Origin of the sequence: Desulfitobacterium sp. THU1, from assembly GCF_038181555.1 — a bacterium.
In the GTDB taxonomy this organism is placed as follows: domain Bacteria; phylum Bacillota; class Desulfitobacteriia; order Desulfitobacteriales; family Desulfitobacteriaceae; genus Desulfitobacterium.
Genome location: NZ_JBBWUA010000017.1, coordinates 25,518 through 42,620 on the forward strand (window position 1 = coordinate 25,518; position 17,103 = coordinate 42,620).

Below are 17,103 nucleotides of genomic sequence, written 5' to 3' on the forward strand. Positions count from 1 at the left end.
TTAGAAAACTGCCGGAAAGCTTCCTTTAATAAATTCCTCGTCTAAATACATCTGGATTTTAGCGAAAGTATCCTCATTGACTAAAGGGCGGCCCGGTTGGGTGTATTCCGTCCAGGCCATGGCACACCAGGATATTGCTCTGAGAAGGTTAAAAAACTTAAACATTTCCACGCGTTCACGCAGAGTTGGCGCTAAATCTTCAAAATTACTGCCGAGACCGAAATAGTATTGTTCATGCTTCTCCGGCGATGCTCTATCAAAGCATGTCGGTTCTAGAGAGGTGTCATATAAATCCTGAAAACTCTGTCTCAGCAAAAAGGCTTGGTAGGACTTAAGATAACTCTCTAAAAAGAGCTCCTCTTGCTCTACGGAAAGAATGACATTTCTTTTCCACAAGGTGGTGGTTCGAATCAAAAACATGCTGAGATCCTGGGCCGGTTCTCCGTAGATTGGCTTTTCCCAATCTATCAGGTGACAGGCGCCTTGCTCATCGTTGACAATAAAATTATGGGAATTGACCTCGGTGTTCAGGACCGCCCGCCAGGACTGATTGCCAAAATACTTTTCGTCCTTGACCTTATCCCCACTAACTAAAAATACCTTCTCTAAGAGTTTTTTGGTCTTAAGATTCCCTCGTGGGCATTCCATGTAGGTTCTGAGTAAGTTCCCCACCTCATCGTATATAACTGAAAACGGTCCATTCACCTGGATTAAAAAGTCGGTCTTCCCTTTTGGAAAAGAAAGGCTATGAATCTTGGCAAAAGTCTGGGATGCTTTCATTAGATCCCGAGCATAATTTAAGGGTTCTCCAGGCAAATATTCCATCACCAGGCAACCATAGGGGATGTCTGTTCTTTCAGCGTCCAGATAAAGAGGAAGAGGGGTCACTCCCGAGTCCCTTAAAAGATCCAGGGCCTGATATTCATAGCCGATCTGGTTATCCAGATTCATTTGACTACCTGTATTAACGCGAAAGACAAATTTTCGATCCCTGGCACTGAGAATATAGTTCATGTTATATTCACCCTGAGCAAGAAACTGCACATTTACCGCGCCCCTAACCTGGAGTGCATCCTGGAATTCCGGTTGATTAACATAGTTTCTGATATTGTCCTCCAGATTTTGGTGCAACATCCGACCCCTCCCTTCAAACAAACCCTTCCTGCCCTGGAAAATAGTGACCTAAGAACGCTTGCCCTGGAACCAAACTTTCCATTCACTCCAGATTATCCGCATGAAGTTTGGTCGCCGGGAAAATGATCACCCTTGGTAAAGGATACCTGGGACCAATCGATATCTAAACTCACCTGGTTGCCAATATCCAGATCGAAGTAGTTGTTGCCTCGGGCCACAAAGATCAGGTTGCCAACCCCGATCTTGAGAATTCCTTGGCCGCCCAAGTATTTTTTCTCGAGGATCACTCCCGTGGGCCGATCTTCCTGTGGTCTGGCAATCTTGATGTGTTCGCTGCGGATGCAAGCTTCCACTCTGCCTCCTCTCTTCAGAGCCGGTACGGTGAAGCGGTAGTCTTCAGTTTGGAATTCCCCGTCCTTTAATAAACCAGGGATAAAATTGCACTGTCCAAAAAGACTGGCCACTTCCCGTGCCGCAGGGTAGCGATAAATATTGACCGGTTGGTCAACCTGCAACAGTTTTCCATAGTACAAAACTGCGATACGATCAGCCATCATCATAGCTTCATCCCGATCATGGGTAACTAAAACAGTCGTCATCTGCAGTTCACGATGGAGCCGCAAAATAAGCTCCCTTAGTTCATCCCTTAGTTTGGGATCCAGGTTAGATAAGGGTTCATCCAATAACAGAACTTTGGGCTCCAAGGCCAAGGCCCTGGCTAAAGCTACTCTTTGCTGTTGTCCTCCGGATAGCTCCGCAGGATACCGCTTCCCTAGATTCGGTAATTGCATTAGCTCCAGCATTTCCTTGGTCTTCTCGGTTCTTTTTTTCCGGGGGACCTTTTGCATTTTTAAACCGAAAGCAATATTCTCAGCCACTGTAAGATGAGGAAACAGGAGGTTCTCTTGAAAGACCATCACCACGTCTCGCTCTTCAGCTTTTTGGCCGGTGACCTCCACGCCATCAATCCAGATATGTCCTTGATCCGCGGCCGTAAGTCCTGAGATGAGCCGAAGCAAGGTAGTTTTTCCGCAACCGGAATGCCCCACTAAGGCCAAAAGCTCCCCATCCTCAATCTCCAGCGAGACCCGTGCGATGGCAGGATTACCCTCATAAGCTTTGGTCATTTCCTTTAAGATAATTTTCGGCATTGAGAATCTCCCCACTTCTGCAGACATGCTATTTTCTATTTCCAAATCCTTATAGATAGTAAAAATTAGTTTCCTGTTCGGGACTGGAGATTATCTTTTCGACGATCACCATAAACGCTACGGAAACGGCTACAATCACCAACCCTAAGCCAGATGCAATCACCCGATCTCCAGAGTTAACAAAGGGAAAGAGCAAAATCGGCAAAGTAAGAATCTTTCCGCCACCAATCAGATAAGTTAAAAAATATTGACTGAAAGAAACATTGAACATGAGCACTCCGGCTGAAATGATTCCCGGATATAAAAAGGGCAAAGTGGCGTACCAAAACCTTTGCCAAGGTTTAGCCTTAAGGACCTGGGCTTGCTCCTCCCACTTTATGCCCATAGCCTTATAGCTACTGGCAAAAATCCGAATACCATAAGGCAATACGATAGGCAAATGAACTAAGATCACCCCTAAGAGAGTGTCTGTAAGACCATAGCGGATAAAGACTATTTGAATCCCCATACCCACCGTAATCGTAGGGATGATCAAAGGCGCTAGGACTATGATTTCCACTACTTTTTTGCCCTTGAATTCATAGACTCCTAAGGCTTTTCCAGCCGGTATGCTGAGTAGTATGGCCAGTACGGTTACCGTTAAGGAAATCAAAGTGCTGGTAGCTATGCTCGAGAGCATTTTACTCTCGGGTGAAAAGAGGTAAGACCAACCTCGCAGCCCCCATTCTTTTGGGAAAAGGGCGTTGGTAGGCCAGCCCTGACTGAAGGACCAAACCACTAGGACCAGGAACGGAACAACTATGACCATGAGGATCATGAGGTTAATTATGGCTCGCAGGGTTTTTAGATTTTTCATAGCTTAAACTCCATGTGATTTTCTTTGCTACCGTCACTAGCTCCATTTGCGCAGATACTTGCGCATGGATAAGTAATAGATAAAAATCAAGACAGTACAGACCAAGGAGACTAGCATATTGATCACCATGGCAAGCGGTCGGGCCGACAGATCGACAGAGATAAAATTCAAATAAGCCCAAACAGGTAGAGTCTTTGGATAAGTCGCACCTAAGAGAAAAGGTATCTCAAAGGCCCCAAAGGAAAAGGCAAAGATAATTGCCGATGCAGAGACAATACTTGGCATACTTAACGGCAGGATTACATGACAGAACACTTGCAGCTGAGAGGCTTTAAGGGTGGCGGCGGCTTCCCCCAACTTGGTGTGGATATTCTTCATGACGGTATAAACCATCAAGGTTACAAAGGGTACCTCTTTCCAGATATAGATCAGGATAATCCCGATGGCATTTTGGGTGTAGAAAATTGCAGGAAAATCCGCAGTTTCCGTAATCCAGCCAACCTTCACAAATAAACGGGAGATGATTCCCCCTTGCGATAAGATAAAGACAATCATCAAGGCAGCAACTAAGTGTGGAACGGCGATTGGTACCTTATGAATAAAATGGAACAAGGGATTATGAGGAGTTGTCTTTAAGAAGAAGTAAGCTAAAGCTGTTCCGAACACTGTGGCGATGGCCGTCGAGATAAAGGAAATATGCAGAGTGTACTGCAGGGATTCTAGAAACTCAGGATTCTGAAACACTTCCTTATAATACTTTAGAGTAAATTCTTCCATACCGATGACCGGGAAATATCCTAAGCTTTGGACAAAGGCAATCAGGAACCCTCCTAAAAAGAAGAATAGGATCACGGCCAAGGCCGGGGCCAAGTATAAGTACCCTTTCAGAGTATCTCTACTGACAAACTTACTTAGCATTTTGAACAACTCTTTTTTTCCAGAGTTCTTCGATTACGGGTATATAACCGGAAGCAATTTCCGGAAGGCTATGGCTTTGTAGTTCTTCTGATGACAAGGTGGCAACCCCTTGGTCCATGGATTCAAGCTTTGCTACGCTCTCACTTTCCAGCTTACTGACGTCTAAGGCTATGAGATCTCCCCAATTCACCGGTTCATATTTACTCAATTGGGCAGCGGGACTTAACAAAAAGTCAGCCAATACCTTCGCCGCCTCTCGGTTCGGTGCATTAAAAGGAATGGCTAAAAAGTGGGTATTGCCGATGGTCCCCTTATCCCAGACATAGGTGCGCACCGTATCTGGAACAAGCCCTTGCTCGATCATGCTGGACATTAACGCCGGAATATAAGTCATGGTGATATCCACTTCTCCATCTTGGAAAAGCTGGTGCAGGGCGCTAATCGTGGCAGGATAAGTAGTACCTTCTCGCCAGAGATAGCTTTTCATGTCTGTAAAATAATCCCATAAGGGTTCGAGTTGGGTCTCCATAGCTGTTTTATCTACTTCCTCTGTGTAGGGAAAGCTTTCATAACCGCCACAGAGTTCATACATAAGATGGCGGACAAAAACACTACCCGTAAAATCAGGAAGCTCAGGATAGGTAAAGCGACCAGGGTTTTCTTTGACCCATGCTAAGAGTTCAGCACTGGATTTGGGGGGGTTTTGGATTTTGGCACTATCATAGGCAAAGACAAATTGAGCCTTACCCCATGGAACTTCGTAGCCTTCGACAGGATAACCGAAGTCATAAGCGATGTCTAGGGCATCCTGGTCAACATACTTCTGAAAATTGGGGAGATCTTCGGCAAAGGGTCCCCAAAGCAAATCTGCTTGACGTGCTGTGCGGAAATTCTCGCCGTTGATCCATAAGAGGTCGATGGTTCCCTTGGCTTTGCCGGCTTGTTTTTCCCCTAGCAGTTTGTTGAGGTATTCATCAGGGCCCATCGGTACCCGATTGACTTTAATACCATAGAGTTCTTGCATGTTTTGAGCTACATAGTTATCGATCCAGGAGTTGGTAAGTTCATCGCCTCCCCACCCATAAAAACTTACTGTGGTCCCCTTGGCCTCATCAAGAATGGTTTCCCAACTCTTCTCAATAGGATTAGTAATATTACCTGCAGAGGTTTTGTTACTGGAATTTGAGCAACCAGTTAATAACAGACCAATTATCAGAGATATTATTATCCCTAGACGCATTATTTTCATGATTCTCCCTCTCTAGTCCAGCTTAAAAAGCTGTGTATTAGATCACTTTGTATGGCTGAGTCCCCGACCCCATTCTGACCCATTCTTTGTAGGCCCACTCACTTTCCTTGAGCAGCGCCCGGCCAACTCCTACGAAATCAGCTATTCCACTGGCAATGATCTCATTGGCTCTGTTTCCTGTCTTTATCCCTCCCGTAGTGATGATGGGGATGTTGACATGGGGTTTGATCCTTTCCGCCATATAGGCAAAGAAACCTTCTGGACCGTTTTGGAGATAGCCAGAGATTCCGCCGGAGAGATCTAAACAATCCACCCCTGCTGCCTCTAAGACTTGAGCTGCAATAACACTATTGTCCAAAGTATTGCCACCGGGGAGGCGATCGTCGGCACCTAACCGATAAAATATGGGCATATTCTTGCCAATAGCCCGCCTAACTTTTTTCACGACTTCAACCGGAAGGGTCAGACGTCGCTCTAAGGAGCCACCGTACTCGTCGCGACGGAGATTAGTGAGTGGTGAATAAAATTGATTAAGTAAATACCCGTGAGCACCGTGAATTTCTACAAAGTCAAACCCTGCTTTTTGGGCTCGACGTGCTGCTCGGGCAAAGTCAATTACGATATCCTCGATATCTAAAGGGCTTAGTTTTTTGGGCAGGACGCGATAGCTATTTTTATCCCTACATCCGAAACGCGTTAGATACTGGGACTGGATACTGGACGGAGCATAAGGATAGTCTAAGGAACGCGCTCCAGCATGGCTGATCTGGATGCCTACAGCGACTCCCTGCCCACTAATCTCGGCCGCCAAATGCTCTAGCCCTGGAATCAAAGAATCGTCATATATCCCTAATTGATAGGGATGAGCTTTCCCCACGGGGTTGATGTAAGTGTGCTCGACAATAACCATTCCGACCCCGCGAGTACGTATCCTGTAGTGTTCGATGATCTTGTGGTTTATTGCTCCTAACTCAGTAGCAATATCCAAGGCCATGGGAGCCATGACAATTCTGTTTTTGATGACTAAATTTTTTATTTGGATAGGAGTATATAGTGGTAATATAATCATCACCCCCTGGCCATTCCGGCCAAAACTTTAGAAGAATTTACTCCTTTTGAAGTTAGTTTCCTTTATCCGGTGGTAATGCAACGGATTCGATCCCCATTTTGTTTAAGATATCGATGGTTCTACGAGGCACTGTAAGGGAGGAATCATATTTCGCAGCATGCTCGATAATCCGAAGCATGGGAAGCTGACTGGCTAGGTCCACAGGAATATCGATATCGGGGACTTCCTCCACATAGGCTAGGGGAATCTCTTCCTTGATGGCCTTAGTTGCCAGCATATCTAATGCAGTAACCCCCTCCATGTTGTAGAACACGGAATAGAAGTTAAAGTCTGTGGTACAGGTTAGTCCCACTAAGGAGAATCCCCCTTCTTGGCAGGCTCCTTCGACTAATGCTGACCCAATAGCCGTTCCATCGTTAGCCTGGACCTTATTGAAGGCTACTTTCTGACCTGCTTCAGTCTGGTTTAAATACTCCAACTTTTTCAGAGCATCTTTGAGAACATAGGGTTGAAGGGTGGGCAAATCTCCACCGCTGATGAGAAGAGCGTCAGCAAGACGATCTTCGGCTCCGGACTTAAGGATGTAATCCATGGCGTATTGCATACATTCATCGAAGGAGCCACCTTGATCAGGAAATACTCCAGCAATGCGTTTCGAATGCTTCAAGTGAGCTATAAGGGTATTCAGATAATTTCGATCGCCTTCTTGGTTATAGCAAATCCAGAAATCGGCTTCTTCTACAGTGAGACAAACATCTATGACATCTAATAAACACGCTTCGTAGAATTCGGTCGCCTCTTCGTAAGTAAGAATACCTCCCCGGGCTTCAGTCAAACGAGTCTTACAGTCCCCGACTTTGGGTACTTTTGTGAATACCAGTATTGCTTTTTTCATTTCTTATTCCCTCCACAATAAATCATCGGCATAGGTTCACACTCTAGACGGTCAGTACATTCTTCACATTGTTCCCTGTAATATTCCGGTATCTCCGAGAGGCTGCAGGTTCGAAAACCCAACCTTTGATAGAATCCCACGGCGTACCCTCGAGCTAAAGTGGATAAGGAATACTCTTCTTGGTCCTCTGCTTCTGAAATTGAATATTTGCAGCACTTCCATGGGTTTTCAAGAATCCTACCAAGAAGGCTTTTCCCTAGTCCTTGGGAGCGGAAACTCTCTTTAACCCCAATGACTTCTAAGAAAAACTGTCCATCATCGGACTCTACGATCTTTGCTGCCGCTAGGACCTCCTGTCCTCGCTTAGCTATTAAAATCTCATCAATCTCGCCAGGCATTCCCATCTCATACTCCGTGACGATCTTCATCACTTGATCTTCCTCTTCGTCTTGAGCAAACGTAATTCTTACAGCCATGTGTGTACTATTGGCCTCCTTTCTTGTTATGAATCTTGCTTTTTTCAATTGTCATGGCTATTCTCTTTAGGCCCTAACATTATTTACAGCAAGAATCATGCCAATGTGAGAAAATCCCTGTATTAGTACTAAATGCCCATTTTCACTAGAAAAGATCTTTTGACTTTTGCAGTTATAATTTCAATTTGGGGAATAAAATTTTCATTTTGAGACACCCTGGTTGTGATTCAGGCTAATTTCACCTTCTTCAAGTTCCCACAAGCACATGATAGTACAATAGTAAAAAAACCATCCCCTCATTGACACTTCAAGGTGATGGTTAGAAATAGGAATGATATCTAGACCAAAGGGGGAATTTCTAAGCGTCGTTGTTTACCTCTAAATAATGATTTTTCGCTAAGAATTTGCGTACTTCTTCCCGTACCCTATCAGGGCCCCAATAATCCATATCTAAGACAAGAACATCAGGTCGGGCTTTAATTTGATCTAGAAAAGGATTGGCCTTCTTTTTTAATACTCCTAAAACAGTGATATCCTTATCTAAAGCTTGGGTTACTGCTTCCTTAAACTCCGGAACGGCAGTTTCCATTGTTCCCAACTCATCCATAAGTATCAGTTGTTTTTTTTCACCAGCGGACCTTAAGGAGGATGTCCCTATGGTTCTAAACACCTCATAATTTATGGGACTTCCCTCCCCCTTGATCATGATGATGTCAGAAAAAGCCTTTACATCTTCAACATGACGATTGGGTAAATAACTTTCTTGAGCTATATCCACAAGGCGAAAAGCTCGAGTTTCCTCTTGGACAAATAGTCTTTGGACAAAATATCCGCCCGTCATAGATTTTAGAGGGTCAATCATGGATTTCAAGAGGGTGGATTTCCCTGACCTAATCTGTCCAGTGATCAGTAGATTATTGGGCATTCCTTACTCCTTTTATGGCCTATCTACACTATACTTGGTTTATTGTGTTTATTTGCGCATAGAAGTGGCCAGTAGTTCATCAATTTCGGAGTCACTCATATCATAGTTGAAAAACAACGAATAAAAGTCATTAACATCTTGCCGAATATCATTTTGAACAAGCTCTGGATAAAGCAACGAGGATAACCACTGTACGCCGATAAACCGTACAACGGAAGGTGGGCGATTGATCCAATCATAGGGAGCACTGGGGATTTCGTAGACTTCCCCATTTTTAACGGCATCTAGATTAGCCCAACTTTTATCTTTCAAGATATTCTCGTATAGAGCATGTGTCGTATCCCCATCGGTACTAATGATGATCACTTCAGGGTTCCATTTTAATATCTGTTCGATGGACACTTGCATACGACGAACATCTTGTGTCGCTGGTACGGCAACATTATTCGCTCCAGAGAGATCAAAAGCTTCTGAGTTGACTGTTCCACTGATTTCTGTTTCTAATCCCTCTACCCCTTCGGCGTAGTATACCGGGACCTTTTCTGCGTCAGCTAATGATTGAGAGTTGGCCTTTATTCTTTCTAGAGTTTTGTTACAGTAAGTGGCTAATTGCTCTGCCCGTTCAGATTCGCCGATTAAATTACCTAAAAAACGATAAGCCTCTGCTGTATACTCAAGGCTGCCATCGATCATAAGCACTGGAATTCCAGTCTGCTTCTGGATCTCATCCGCTTCACCGATATATTCAGGAGATACATCTCCTACACTTATAATGATATCCGGAGCAGCCTTGAGCAATTCTTCAATACTTCCTGTAGGCGTAGTTCCTTTCCACCGTCCTAGATCCGGTAAATTCTGATATTCTGTGGCGACAAATCGTTTCTCATCATCCCTCAATTTACTATTCCAACCGGCGAGTTTTTGGGGTGATAAAGTATATAGAAAAACACTACCCGTAGCTGAAGTGGAATATACCTTGTTGATGATCGTCGGCACTTCAACTTGACGGCCGGCCATATCCGTAATCACCTGATTCTTCGCACTGGGGGGTTGCTCGCTTTGCCCTTGACTGCTTCCTTGCTGACTGCATCCAGCCAAAAAAGTCACTAGGAATAAAGCTAGGGTAATACTGATAAAAGCTTTTCGTTTCATGACGCTATATCCTCCTTTAATTTTAGGCTACGACTGGAATACAGATTTTCTTTTGTTCACCGTTTTTTACCGTGGCATTAGTGATCTCCACATCAATACCATAAATCTTGTGCAAATTTCCTTCAGTAATCACTTCCTCCGCTGCGCCCGAGCACAAAATATGACCATCCTTCAACATAATTACCTTAGCATCACAATAAAGGGCATGCTCGGGGGAATGGGTTGACATAATAATACTGAGTCCCTGTTTAGCTAGACGTTTGACATGGCTGAGCAGCCGGATTTGGTTACCGTAATCAAGACTTGAAGCCGGCTCGTCCATGACTAAAATCTGCGGCTGCTGGGCCAGGGCTCGAGCAATCAAAACCAACTGCCGTTCACCACCGCTGATTTCCGTGTAATTTTTATCCTCTAAGTAGGAAATATTTACATTCCTCATAACCTCTTGAGCAAGCTCTAGATCGCGATCAGAAGGGACCGCGTAATTATTAATGTGAGCCGTCCTCCCCATGAGAACTACATCCATCACAGAATAGGGAAAAGGGGGAATGTGGTTTTGAGGAACATAACCCATGACTTTGGCAAGTTCTCGACGACTACTATGACTTACGTCCTTACCATTAATAATCACCTGCCCCTGCCTAGCTTGATATAGTCCTAAAACCGTCTTGAACAACGTTGTCTTGCCAGCGCCATTTGCCCCAAGCAAACAGACAACCTCCCCTTTTTCTACCGTAAAGGATACGTTTTCAAAAGTTAGCCTTTGATTATAACCAAAGGAAAGGTTTCTTATTTCTAAACTCAATTCCAACCCCTCCTACTATGTGATAAGAGATAAACGAAGAAGGGAGCCCCAATCAGAGAGGTTAGAATCCCTAAAGGAATCTCCATTGACAATAAACTGCGAGCTAAGGTATCTACCACAAGCAAGAAAGATCCCCCCACCAATATGGATACAGGGAGCAACTTCTGGTAATTAGGCCCTGTGATTGCTCGGGCGAAATGAGGGATAACCAGACCAACCCAGCCAATCATGCCGCTGATGGAAACTGCAGTAGCAGTGAGAAAGGTTGCACAAATAATGACGATCAAACGTAATCTATCTGTGTCGACTCCCATACTCTTGGCCTCTTCATCACCAAAGGCCAAGAGGTTTAACTTCCAGCGCAAAAGCCAGAGGGGAATAATGCCAATGATCATGCACGGAAGAACCATAGTGATATCTTTCATTTGGATAGAACTCAAACTACCCATCAGCCAATAGGTAATTGCCGGTAGTTTTTCATAAGGGTCTGCCACACATTTAATCAGAGAAACCAATGAGGTAAAAACCGTCCCGACTAACATGCCACCAAGAACCAGGATAAGGGTTATCTCACCCGAATTTTTTATTTTGTTGCCGATAAAATAAGTAAGCCCTACAGCTAACAGACCAAAGACAAAAGCGGATACTGTGATCCCCAGACTACCCCAAGAATAAAGGATGGCCAAGGTCGCTCCAAACCCAGCACCTGCGGATACACCTAAAATATCTGGAGAAACCAGTGGGTTTCTGAATGTACCCTGAAAAGCCGCACCGGAAACGGATAAAGCAAAACCGATCAGAATAGCACCGAGAATGCGCGGAATACGGATATCGAAGATGATGGTTTGAACCGTGGAAGATACTGTAGTTTCAACGCCAAATAGTTGTCTTGCCAATGTACCCCAAACATCCACTGGGTGAATGGGATATCTACCGACAGAAAGTGCGATGATTGATAAAAATATGATAATGATCATTAACAGAATCGGCCTTAATCTGCTCGATCTGTCACTATGGAATGAGCTGCTATACTTTGCTTCCATTTTTTAAGCAAAGACCTCCTCTCTACTTAATATTTTTATTATAAGTTTCCATATAAAATTTTATTGCCCTGACAATGCCTTCTACGTCTTCAATGTGGTAACAAGGAACACCGATACTCCAGACTTTATCACTGGCAATGGCTAAGAGCTCCTGGGGCTCAGAAATAAGATGCTCGCTGCGGGCGCAACGATGAACTTCAATTTTGGGTTTCCCACTTATTCTAAAACCTTCAGTGAGAATAATATCCACCTTATCGATTCGGCTGATTAAATCATCCAGCTCCTTTTCTTCATCAATCTTTTGAATAAGAGCTATTTTCTCCGCCGAGGCGATCATGACTATATCGGCCCCTGCTTGTGCCATTTTCCAGGAATCTTTGCCCGGCACATCCATATCAAAGCGGTGGGCATCATGTTTAATAGTAGCAATTTTTATCCCATCCTGTTTTAACCTAGCCACTACTTTTACTAACAAGGTGGTTTTTCCGGTACCAGATGGAGCTACAAAAGAAATAACCGGCGTATTATCATTCATCATCTTTTCTGCCTCCTCACATAGTTTAGGATTCTTTTGAGTTTCCCAATAAAGAAAGACACTTCTACGAAAATTGAGATACATGAAGAAGTGCCTTATCGGCTTCATTTCCTCCTTTCCATATCGGGGGGATGTTCGATTTCTCAATCATCCCTGTGGGTAATCTACCCAGGCCTTATTGCCATAGTTTACCCGTAGGCAATAAGGCTCGGAGTGCTATTTAATTAGCTCACGGTCCAATGGTTTGAAATCAAGTGCACTTAATCACTAATATAGCAAGAACCGTGCCAGTCAACGAAAGCCCTTCAGATCGCTATTTCTCAGGGCTCTAGCTTTTCTAAAGGCTACAAACTCGTTCCATAATGAGACTCTCTTTTTCAATATGAAAAAGAGAGTCTTACTCACGCATAGACGAAATGCCCTCCAAACGTGTTGCTCACGTAGGAGGGCATTGGTGACTGCGCTTTTTCCTCGCCATGGTGTCTTGGTAAATGATAGAATGGAAACAAATATTGTCGGTGAAAATAACTATAGGAGGCAGAAATCCTATGGCACAAAATAATAGTAGCAGAACCAACGACGACCGAGGGATTACTCTGTTTGACCGGATCGCGCCGGTGTATGGGCTTTACTTTAATTATCAAACTCGCAGGTATCAGATGAATCTGGAAAAGGTCAAGCAAGAGTTCCCCTTACCTATATGCCCAAAAGCCTTGGATGTGGGGTGTGGTACAGGTGCTTTATGTTATGTACTGCAAAATCAGGGATGGGAAATTACCGGGGTGGAGCCCAGTCGAGGCATGCTTGGCGTCGCTACAAAAAAGCTCGCCAATCTAGAGATTCCGCTCGTGCGAGCCGACGTGCTAGCCGGCCTACCCTTTCCTGATCAAAGCTTTGATGTGACCCTAGCTTCTTTTGTTGCCCATGGATTAAATGCCGAGCAGAGAAAAGCCATGTACAGGGAGATGAACAGGGTGGCAAAAGAATATGTGATCCTTATTGATTATAACCAAAATCGCTCCTTCATCACGGATATGGCAGAAACCCTAGAGGGCGGTGATTATTTCAACTTTATTAAGCAAGTGGAGTCAGAGCTTAAGGAAGTCTTTGACCAAATTGATATCATCCCCACGGGTCCCCATTCGTCATGGTATATCTGTCGGGCGATTTAGCTGGCATTTCCCCATCCATGCTTGAAAGTTAGAAATTGCCTCCTAATCGAAATGTTGTCGTTGTAAAGTCATATATTTCTCCATAATGGTGGCTTCTGCATCGGTGGCGATGATTATTGTTTTAAATATTCCTTAATCTGACTGAAACTATATCCTGGCGACACCTCTTCAATCGACTTCATTTGGGTTTGAGCAGGAACTCCATCCGGTATTTTAAAAAGTTGGTAGAACTCATTTAGATCCATCTTTAAGCTCTCTGCTGCTTCGCGTATGGTCATCGAACCCTTAATCCCACTCACATCGACTTTATTAGGGTTATTATCAGCTTCAGACTTTTCCGCCTGTAAATCTCCATTGCTTACCCCCTGCTCCTCTTTGCTCACCTCAGACACAGCTGAGCTCTCCTCTAGCTCAGCCTTCTCTTTTGCAGCATCAAAGTCATATTCCGGAGCTTCCTGAGAAATTTCGCTCATCTTTGTAGACTTGGCAACTTTTTCCGGAATTCCAAGCTTTTCATAGAGTTCGGGCAGGGATAAACCTGTCGCTGAGGCCGCTTCCTCAATGGTGTAATACCCTTTGACCTCAGAAACAGGGATGATCTCCCCTTCTTTTAAAGGAGCAGGTATGGTCTGGAAGTTCCCTGTCGCATCGGCGACCAAAACCGTCCCAAAGAATAACCCAACAACTATGGCTAGTGTCAGCAAGGGGTGGCTGACCTTATGGGCGACTTTAACTTCTAGGGCACCTTTTTTAGGGCAGGCGAGAACGCATTCATTACAACTGATACATTCTGCATCGGTCACTTTGACCGCTTTTTCTACATCGATATTAACAGGACAGACCTTATTGCATTTTTTGCAGTTTATACAAAGGCTCTCATTTCTCACGACTTTCGTAGGGCTAAACTTCCCCAAGATCCCATAGAGGGCACCTGCCGGACAGAGATACTTACAAAAAAATCGATCATAAATCAACGACCCTACGACGGTTATCCCAAGCAAAATAAAACCGATAATCGACTTGGGATCTTCTTCAATCGCTTCAGGAATCGATGTAATATGCCCATAAGCTACATAGGGATCATAAGGAGATATCCAAAGGGTGCCATAGTACCACGCCATGCCGACCATAAGGACTAATATAATATACTTCAAATATCTTAAGGGTCTGTCAATGGCCTGGGGTACAACTCGACGTTTTTTAAATAACTTTATCCCTATACGGGCAAATAGCTCTTGTAAAGCGCCAAAGGGACAAAGAAGGCCGCAGAAGCTCCGTCGAAAAAGAAGGGCTAAGACAACAGTTAGAACGAGTATAACCACAGTTCCAGAATAGATTTTTTGGATAGTGCTTCCCATAAAGAGAAGGGTATAAAGACTTTCTAATCCTCCGAGGGGACATAAAGCATGCACGGATGGGGATTTACCCCCGCCAAGAACTTGATGCATAAAGGATTCGTAAGTAACGAGGCCGAGTAGGCCGATCAAAATCAACAGCCTAAGCCACTTGGCGACCTTGTTAAGATTGAAGCTTGTCTTGGTGTCTAGTTTCGTCTTCAAACTCATTAAAAACACTCCCTCTATTAACGTTTAAATCTTATGTTCGTTATTATAGGGGGTGAATATGGCAAGACTTTGTCATTAGTTTGCACGAAGTATGACATTTATGCCGTAATATTAAAAGGGTTTACGACGGGGGATAAGTACAACCCGTGTCGTGAACCCTAATTTTCTACTTCTCTAGAACTAGTGATTTCCTAATGCTGAACTAGCTCTAGAATCTTATTTTTATCGAGTCCTACCACAACTTCTTCGTCAATAAAGAACGTGGGTACTCCACCAATCTTTCTTCGTTGCAGTTCCATAAGCGCCTCAGAATCCACATTGACATCCCTCTCAACAAAGGGAATATTGTTCTGCGAAAGAAACTTCTTCGCGATAGTACAATGCGGTCAGGTTTTGGTTGTAAACATGGTTACATTCTTCATACTAAATTCTCCTTTCATGAGTTGTATTTAGTATGACGTTTTATCCGATTTTTATTTGTCTTTTCTAGTAAAAGTGAGGCAATAAAAATTCTCCCCTAACTCAATATCATCCTGTGTTTCAAAACCTATTTCATTTAAGACACCCAAAACGTCTTCTTTACTGATTCGATGGGATATAGGAGGGCCCATGGGAGTCTCGTGTTTGTGGAACTCAATCACGGCAATTTTACCCTGATCATTCAGCAGTCTCTCTACTTCCTTCATAAAGATGGATTTGTCTTCGATCTCGTGTAAAACCGTAACCAATAAGACTAGATCGACTGATTTCTCTTTTATATCAAAACGTCCATTATCGACATAGATATATTCAACATTACTAATCTTCTCATCCTTTGCTTTCTCTTCAATAATCTTCAGCATCTCAGGATTTGCCTCTACAGCATAAACAACCTTTTCGGTCATTTTGGCAGCGGGAAGGGTGAATATACCACTCCCTGCTCCAATATCACATAAGACATGGCTCCCCTTAAGCCCGATGCGCTCCAAGGTCACTTGCGGATTAAGCTCCTCAAGCCGTTTTGGATTTTCTAACTTCATTTGTTGTTTGTTCATTGCTTACTACTCCTTTACTACTTTAATCGGCGTACCTCTTTTTAAGAAACCATATTTCTCGTTAAGTTTTATAAACCAGGCGGCCACTTGCCCTTGAATTAAAAAGGCAAGAGAAACCATGAGCGCCGCATTCGATCCAAAGGCTGTCGCAGCCAAGCCAATCGAAATAGAAAGGTTTCGGAGAACGGTAGAAAACACTAAGGTTAAGGCATCCTTTTCGCTGAAGAATCTTCGTCCGACGAGTATGGCCAAGAGATAATTAATGGCATAGAATACCATCTGCACACCCAAAGCCATCGCGAAAATATCGAGATGCTGGGCAATTCGTTTCGCATTCATACTCATACTTATGAAAATAATCAGCAGCATCCCCCAAGTACTTGCCGCAGGCAAGAAGGGTTTGATCTTCTTCTGAAAATGCTCCTGTGAGTATCGCTTCATGAGAAATTTGTACGTTAGCATTCCAAAAATTAATGGGATTATAATGACTAAGGCAATTGTTTTAAGGGTTAGAAAAATATCCACTGGAACATACTTGCCTACCATAAGATAAAGGTATCCCGGTGCTAGAACCGACCCAAGAAGTAATCCTGAGGTTGTCATCTGAATAGCTGCAGGCACATTCCCTTTAGCCAGCATGGTAAAAGCAATGGTCATATTACTTGTCGGTAGCAGCGCAGTAATCGCGAGTCCTGCAAAAAGCTGCGGATCTTTTAATAAGAATCCCGTTCCCAGTATATACGCGACCCCAGGAATAACTAAGAAATTCAGCCCCATAACTGTTAGAAACAATTTACCCTGAGACATATTGAAAACTTCTTTAGCCTTAAATCCTATCATTGTCGGATAGATCATCAGCATGGTAATAGGTAGAACCCATTGTTTGAGGATGCTCGTATCCACCCATATCCCAGCTAAAAAACCAATGATCAGCATTATCGGAATGGCGAAAGCGATGTTCTTGGATGGCCAAAAGAACCCTTTTTTTAGAAAGCTTGGCTCATTTGTACTCATTTATCCTTCCTCCTCGTCTCTAACTTGGTTTTACTTCTAGATTATTTTTTAAAAAAATATACCCCATAGGGGTATGATAATATATATTCTATATTTATTCAATATGTAGA

At 43.7% G+C, this 17,103-nt stretch carries 18 protein-coding genes and 1 riboswitch; of the genes, 1 reads left to right on the forward strand and 17 read right to left on the reverse strand.

What is annotated here, in order from left to right; translation table 11 throughout:
* From AAC978_RS12575 to mobB, 13 genes are all read right to left on the reverse strand, one after another.
* On the reverse strand, nt 1-1,134 hold the full coding sequence (locus tag AAC978_RS12575) for an aminoglycoside phosphotransferase family protein (RefSeq protein WP_341548408.1): 1,134 nt from the start codon (nt 1,132-1,134) through the stop codon (nt 1-3).
* A 92-nt stretch (nt 1,135-1,226) separates the two neighbouring features.
* Entirely contained in the window at nt 1,227-2,285 is a 1,059-nt protein-coding gene (locus AAC978_RS12580; RefSeq protein WP_341548409.1) for an ABC transporter ATP-binding protein, read from the reverse strand.
* 49 nt (nt 2,286-2,334) lie between these two features.
* Entirely contained in the window at nt 2,335-3,141 is an 807-nt protein-coding gene (locus AAC978_RS12585; protein ID WP_341548411.1) for an ABC transporter permease, read from the reverse strand.
* A gap of 36 nt (nt 3,142-3,177) precedes the next feature.
* A complete protein-coding gene (locus AAC978_RS12590; protein ID WP_341548412.1) occupies nt 3,178-4,059 on the reverse strand; it encodes an ABC transporter permease in 882 nt (293 codons plus the stop codon).
* Nucleotides 4,049-5,308, reverse strand: a complete 1,260-nt coding sequence (locus AAC978_RS12595; RefSeq protein WP_341548414.1) for an ABC transporter substrate-binding protein — start codon at nt 5,306-5,308, stop codon at nt 4,049-4,051. The genes AAC978_RS12590 and AAC978_RS12595 overlap by 11 nt, the downstream gene beginning before the upstream one ends.
* Before the next feature lie 37 nt (nt 5,309-5,345).
* Nucleotides 5,346-6,377 carry an NADH:flavin oxidoreductase gene (locus AAC978_RS12600; RefSeq protein ID WP_341548415.1) on the reverse strand — a complete coding sequence of 344 codons (1,032 nt, stop codon included), beginning with the start codon at nt 6,375-6,377 and terminating at the stop codon, nt 5,346-5,348.
* 52 nt (nt 6,378-6,429) lie between these two features.
* On the reverse strand, nt 6,430-7,272 hold the full coding sequence (locus AAC978_RS12605) for a TIGR04282 family arsenosugar biosynthesis glycosyltransferase (protein WP_341548416.1): 843 nt from the start codon (nt 7,270-7,272) through the stop codon (nt 6,430-6,432).
* Nucleotides 7,269-7,748, reverse strand: coding sequence for a GNAT family N-acetyltransferase (locus tag AAC978_RS12610; RefSeq protein ID WP_341548417.1), 480 nt, complete (start codon nt 7,746-7,748; stop codon nt 7,269-7,271). The genes AAC978_RS12605 and AAC978_RS12610 overlap by 4 nt, the downstream gene beginning before the upstream one ends.
* A gap of 358 nt (nt 7,749-8,106) precedes the next feature.
* Nucleotides 8,107-8,673, reverse strand: coding sequence for a nucleoside-triphosphatase (locus AAC978_RS12615; protein ID WP_341548418.1), 567 nt, complete (start codon nt 8,671-8,673; stop codon nt 8,107-8,109).
* A 48-nt stretch (nt 8,674-8,721) separates the two neighbouring features.
* Nucleotides 8,722-9,825, reverse strand: coding sequence for an ABC transporter substrate-binding protein (locus AAC978_RS12620; RefSeq protein ID WP_341548419.1), 1,104 nt, complete (start codon nt 9,823-9,825; stop codon nt 8,722-8,724).
* 22 nt (nt 9,826-9,847) lie between these two features.
* Nucleotides 9,848-10,630: an ABC transporter ATP-binding protein gene (locus AAC978_RS12625; protein ID WP_341548420.1), complete on the reverse strand. Its 783-nt coding sequence runs from the start codon at nt 10,628-10,630 to the stop codon at nt 9,848-9,850.
* On the reverse strand, nt 10,627-11,607 hold the full coding sequence (locus tag AAC978_RS12630; protein WP_341548421.1) for a FecCD family ABC transporter permease: 981 nt from the start codon (nt 11,605-11,607) through the stop codon (nt 10,627-10,629). Before AAC978_RS12630 ends, AAC978_RS12625 begins: the two co-directional genes overlap by 4 nt.
* Nucleotides 11,608-11,695: 88 nt before the next feature.
* A complete protein-coding gene (mobB, locus tag AAC978_RS12635; protein ID WP_341548422.1) occupies nt 11,696-12,211 on the reverse strand; it encodes a molybdopterin-guanine dinucleotide biosynthesis protein B in 516 nt (171 codons plus the stop codon).
* A 92-nt stretch (nt 12,212-12,303) separates the two neighbouring features.
* Nucleotides 12,304-12,434: riboswitch (molybdenum cofactor riboswitch) on the reverse strand.
* Nucleotides 12,435-12,756: 322 nt separating this feature from the next.
* Here mobB and AAC978_RS12640 point away from each other — a divergent pair.
* Nucleotides 12,757-13,380 (forward strand): class I SAM-dependent methyltransferase, encoded by a 624-nt coding sequence (locus tag AAC978_RS12640; protein ID WP_341548423.1) that lies wholly within the window; start codon nt 12,757-12,759, stop codon nt 13,378-13,380.
* A gap of 113 nt (nt 13,381-13,493) precedes the next feature.
* Here AAC978_RS12640 and AAC978_RS12645 read toward each other — a convergent pair whose 3' ends face one another.
* The 4 genes from AAC978_RS12645 to AAC978_RS12660 form a co-directional block, all read right to left on the reverse strand.
* Nucleotides 13,494-14,945, reverse strand: coding sequence for a 4Fe-4S binding protein (locus tag AAC978_RS12645; protein ID WP_341548424.1), 1,452 nt, complete (start codon nt 14,943-14,945; stop codon nt 13,494-13,496).
* A gap of 191 nt (nt 14,946-15,136) precedes the next feature.
* Nucleotides 15,137-15,367 carry a glutaredoxin family protein gene (locus tag AAC978_RS12650; protein ID WP_341548425.1) on the reverse strand — a complete coding sequence of 77 codons (231 nt, stop codon included), beginning with the start codon at nt 15,365-15,367 and terminating at the stop codon, nt 15,137-15,139.
* A gap of 51 nt (nt 15,368-15,418) precedes the next feature.
* Nucleotides 15,419-15,979 (reverse strand): class I SAM-dependent methyltransferase, encoded by a 561-nt coding sequence (locus AAC978_RS12655; protein ID WP_341548426.1) that lies wholly within the window; start codon nt 15,977-15,979, stop codon nt 15,419-15,421.
* A gap of 6 nt (nt 15,980-15,985) precedes the next feature.
* Entirely contained in the window at nt 15,986-16,993 is a 1,008-nt protein-coding gene (locus AAC978_RS12660; RefSeq protein WP_341548427.1) for an arsenic resistance protein, read from the reverse strand.
* Between the last annotated feature and the right edge of the window lie 110 nt (nt 16,994-17,103).

What these genes read in the sequence shown, in the direction of transcription:
- AAC978_RS12575 (WP_341548408.1), bottom strand. Translation starts at nt 1,134, where the DNA reads ATGTTGCACCAAAATCTGGAGGACAATATCAGAAACTATGTTAATCAA.
- AAC978_RS12580 (WP_341548409.1), bottom strand. Translation starts at nt 2,285, where the DNA reads ATGCCGAAAATTATCTTAAAGGAAATGACCAAAGCTTATGAGGGTAAT.
- AAC978_RS12585 (WP_341548411.1), bottom strand. Translation starts at nt 3,141, where the DNA reads ATGAAAAATCTAAAAACCCTGCGAGCCATAATTAACCTCATGATCCTC.
- AAC978_RS12590 (WP_341548412.1), bottom strand. Translation starts at nt 4,059, where the DNA reads ATGCTAAGTAAGTTTGTCAGTAGAGATACTCTGAAAGGGTACTTATAC.
- AAC978_RS12595 (WP_341548414.1), bottom strand. Translation starts at nt 5,308, where the DNA reads ATGAAAATAATGCGTCTAGGGATAATAATATCTCTGATAATTGGTCTG.
- AAC978_RS12600 (WP_341548415.1), bottom strand. Translation starts at nt 6,377, where the DNA reads ATGATTATATTACCACTATATACTCCTATCCAAATAAAAAATTTAGTC.
- AAC978_RS12605 (WP_341548416.1), bottom strand. Translation starts at nt 7,272, where the DNA reads ATGAAAAAAGCAATACTGGTATTCACAAAAGTACCCAAAGTCGGGGAC.
- AAC978_RS12610 (WP_341548417.1), bottom strand. Translation starts at nt 7,748, where the DNA reads ATGGCTGTAAGAATTACGTTTGCTCAAGACGAAGAGGAAGATCAAGTG.
- AAC978_RS12615 (WP_341548418.1), bottom strand. Translation starts at nt 8,673, where the DNA reads ATGCCCAATAATCTACTGATCACTGGACAGATTAGGTCAGGGAAATCC.
- AAC978_RS12620 (WP_341548419.1), bottom strand. Translation starts at nt 9,825, where the DNA reads ATGAAACGAAAAGCTTTTATCAGTATTACCCTAGCTTTATTCCTAGTG.
- AAC978_RS12630 (WP_341548421.1), bottom strand. Translation starts at nt 11,607, where the DNA reads ATGATCATTATCATATTTTTATCAATCATCGCACTTTCTGTCGGTAGA.
- mobB (WP_341548422.1), bottom strand. Translation starts at nt 12,211, where the DNA reads ATGATGAATGATAATACGCCGGTTATTTCTTTTGTAGCTCCATCTGGT.
- AAC978_RS12640 (WP_341548423.1), top strand. Translation starts at nt 12,757, where the DNA reads ATGGCACAAAATAATAGTAGCAGAACCAACGACGACCGAGGGATTACT.
- AAC978_RS12645 (WP_341548424.1), bottom strand. Translation starts at nt 14,945, where the DNA reads ATGAGTTTGAAGACGAAACTAGACACCAAGACAAGCTTCAATCTTAAC.
- AAC978_RS12655 (WP_341548426.1), bottom strand. Translation starts at nt 15,979, where the DNA reads ATGAACAAACAACAAATGAAGTTAGAAAATCCAAAACGGCTTGAGGAG.
- AAC978_RS12660 (WP_341548427.1), bottom strand. Translation starts at nt 16,993, where the DNA reads ATGAGTACAAATGAGCCAAGCTTTCTAAAAAAAGGGTTCTTTTGGCCA.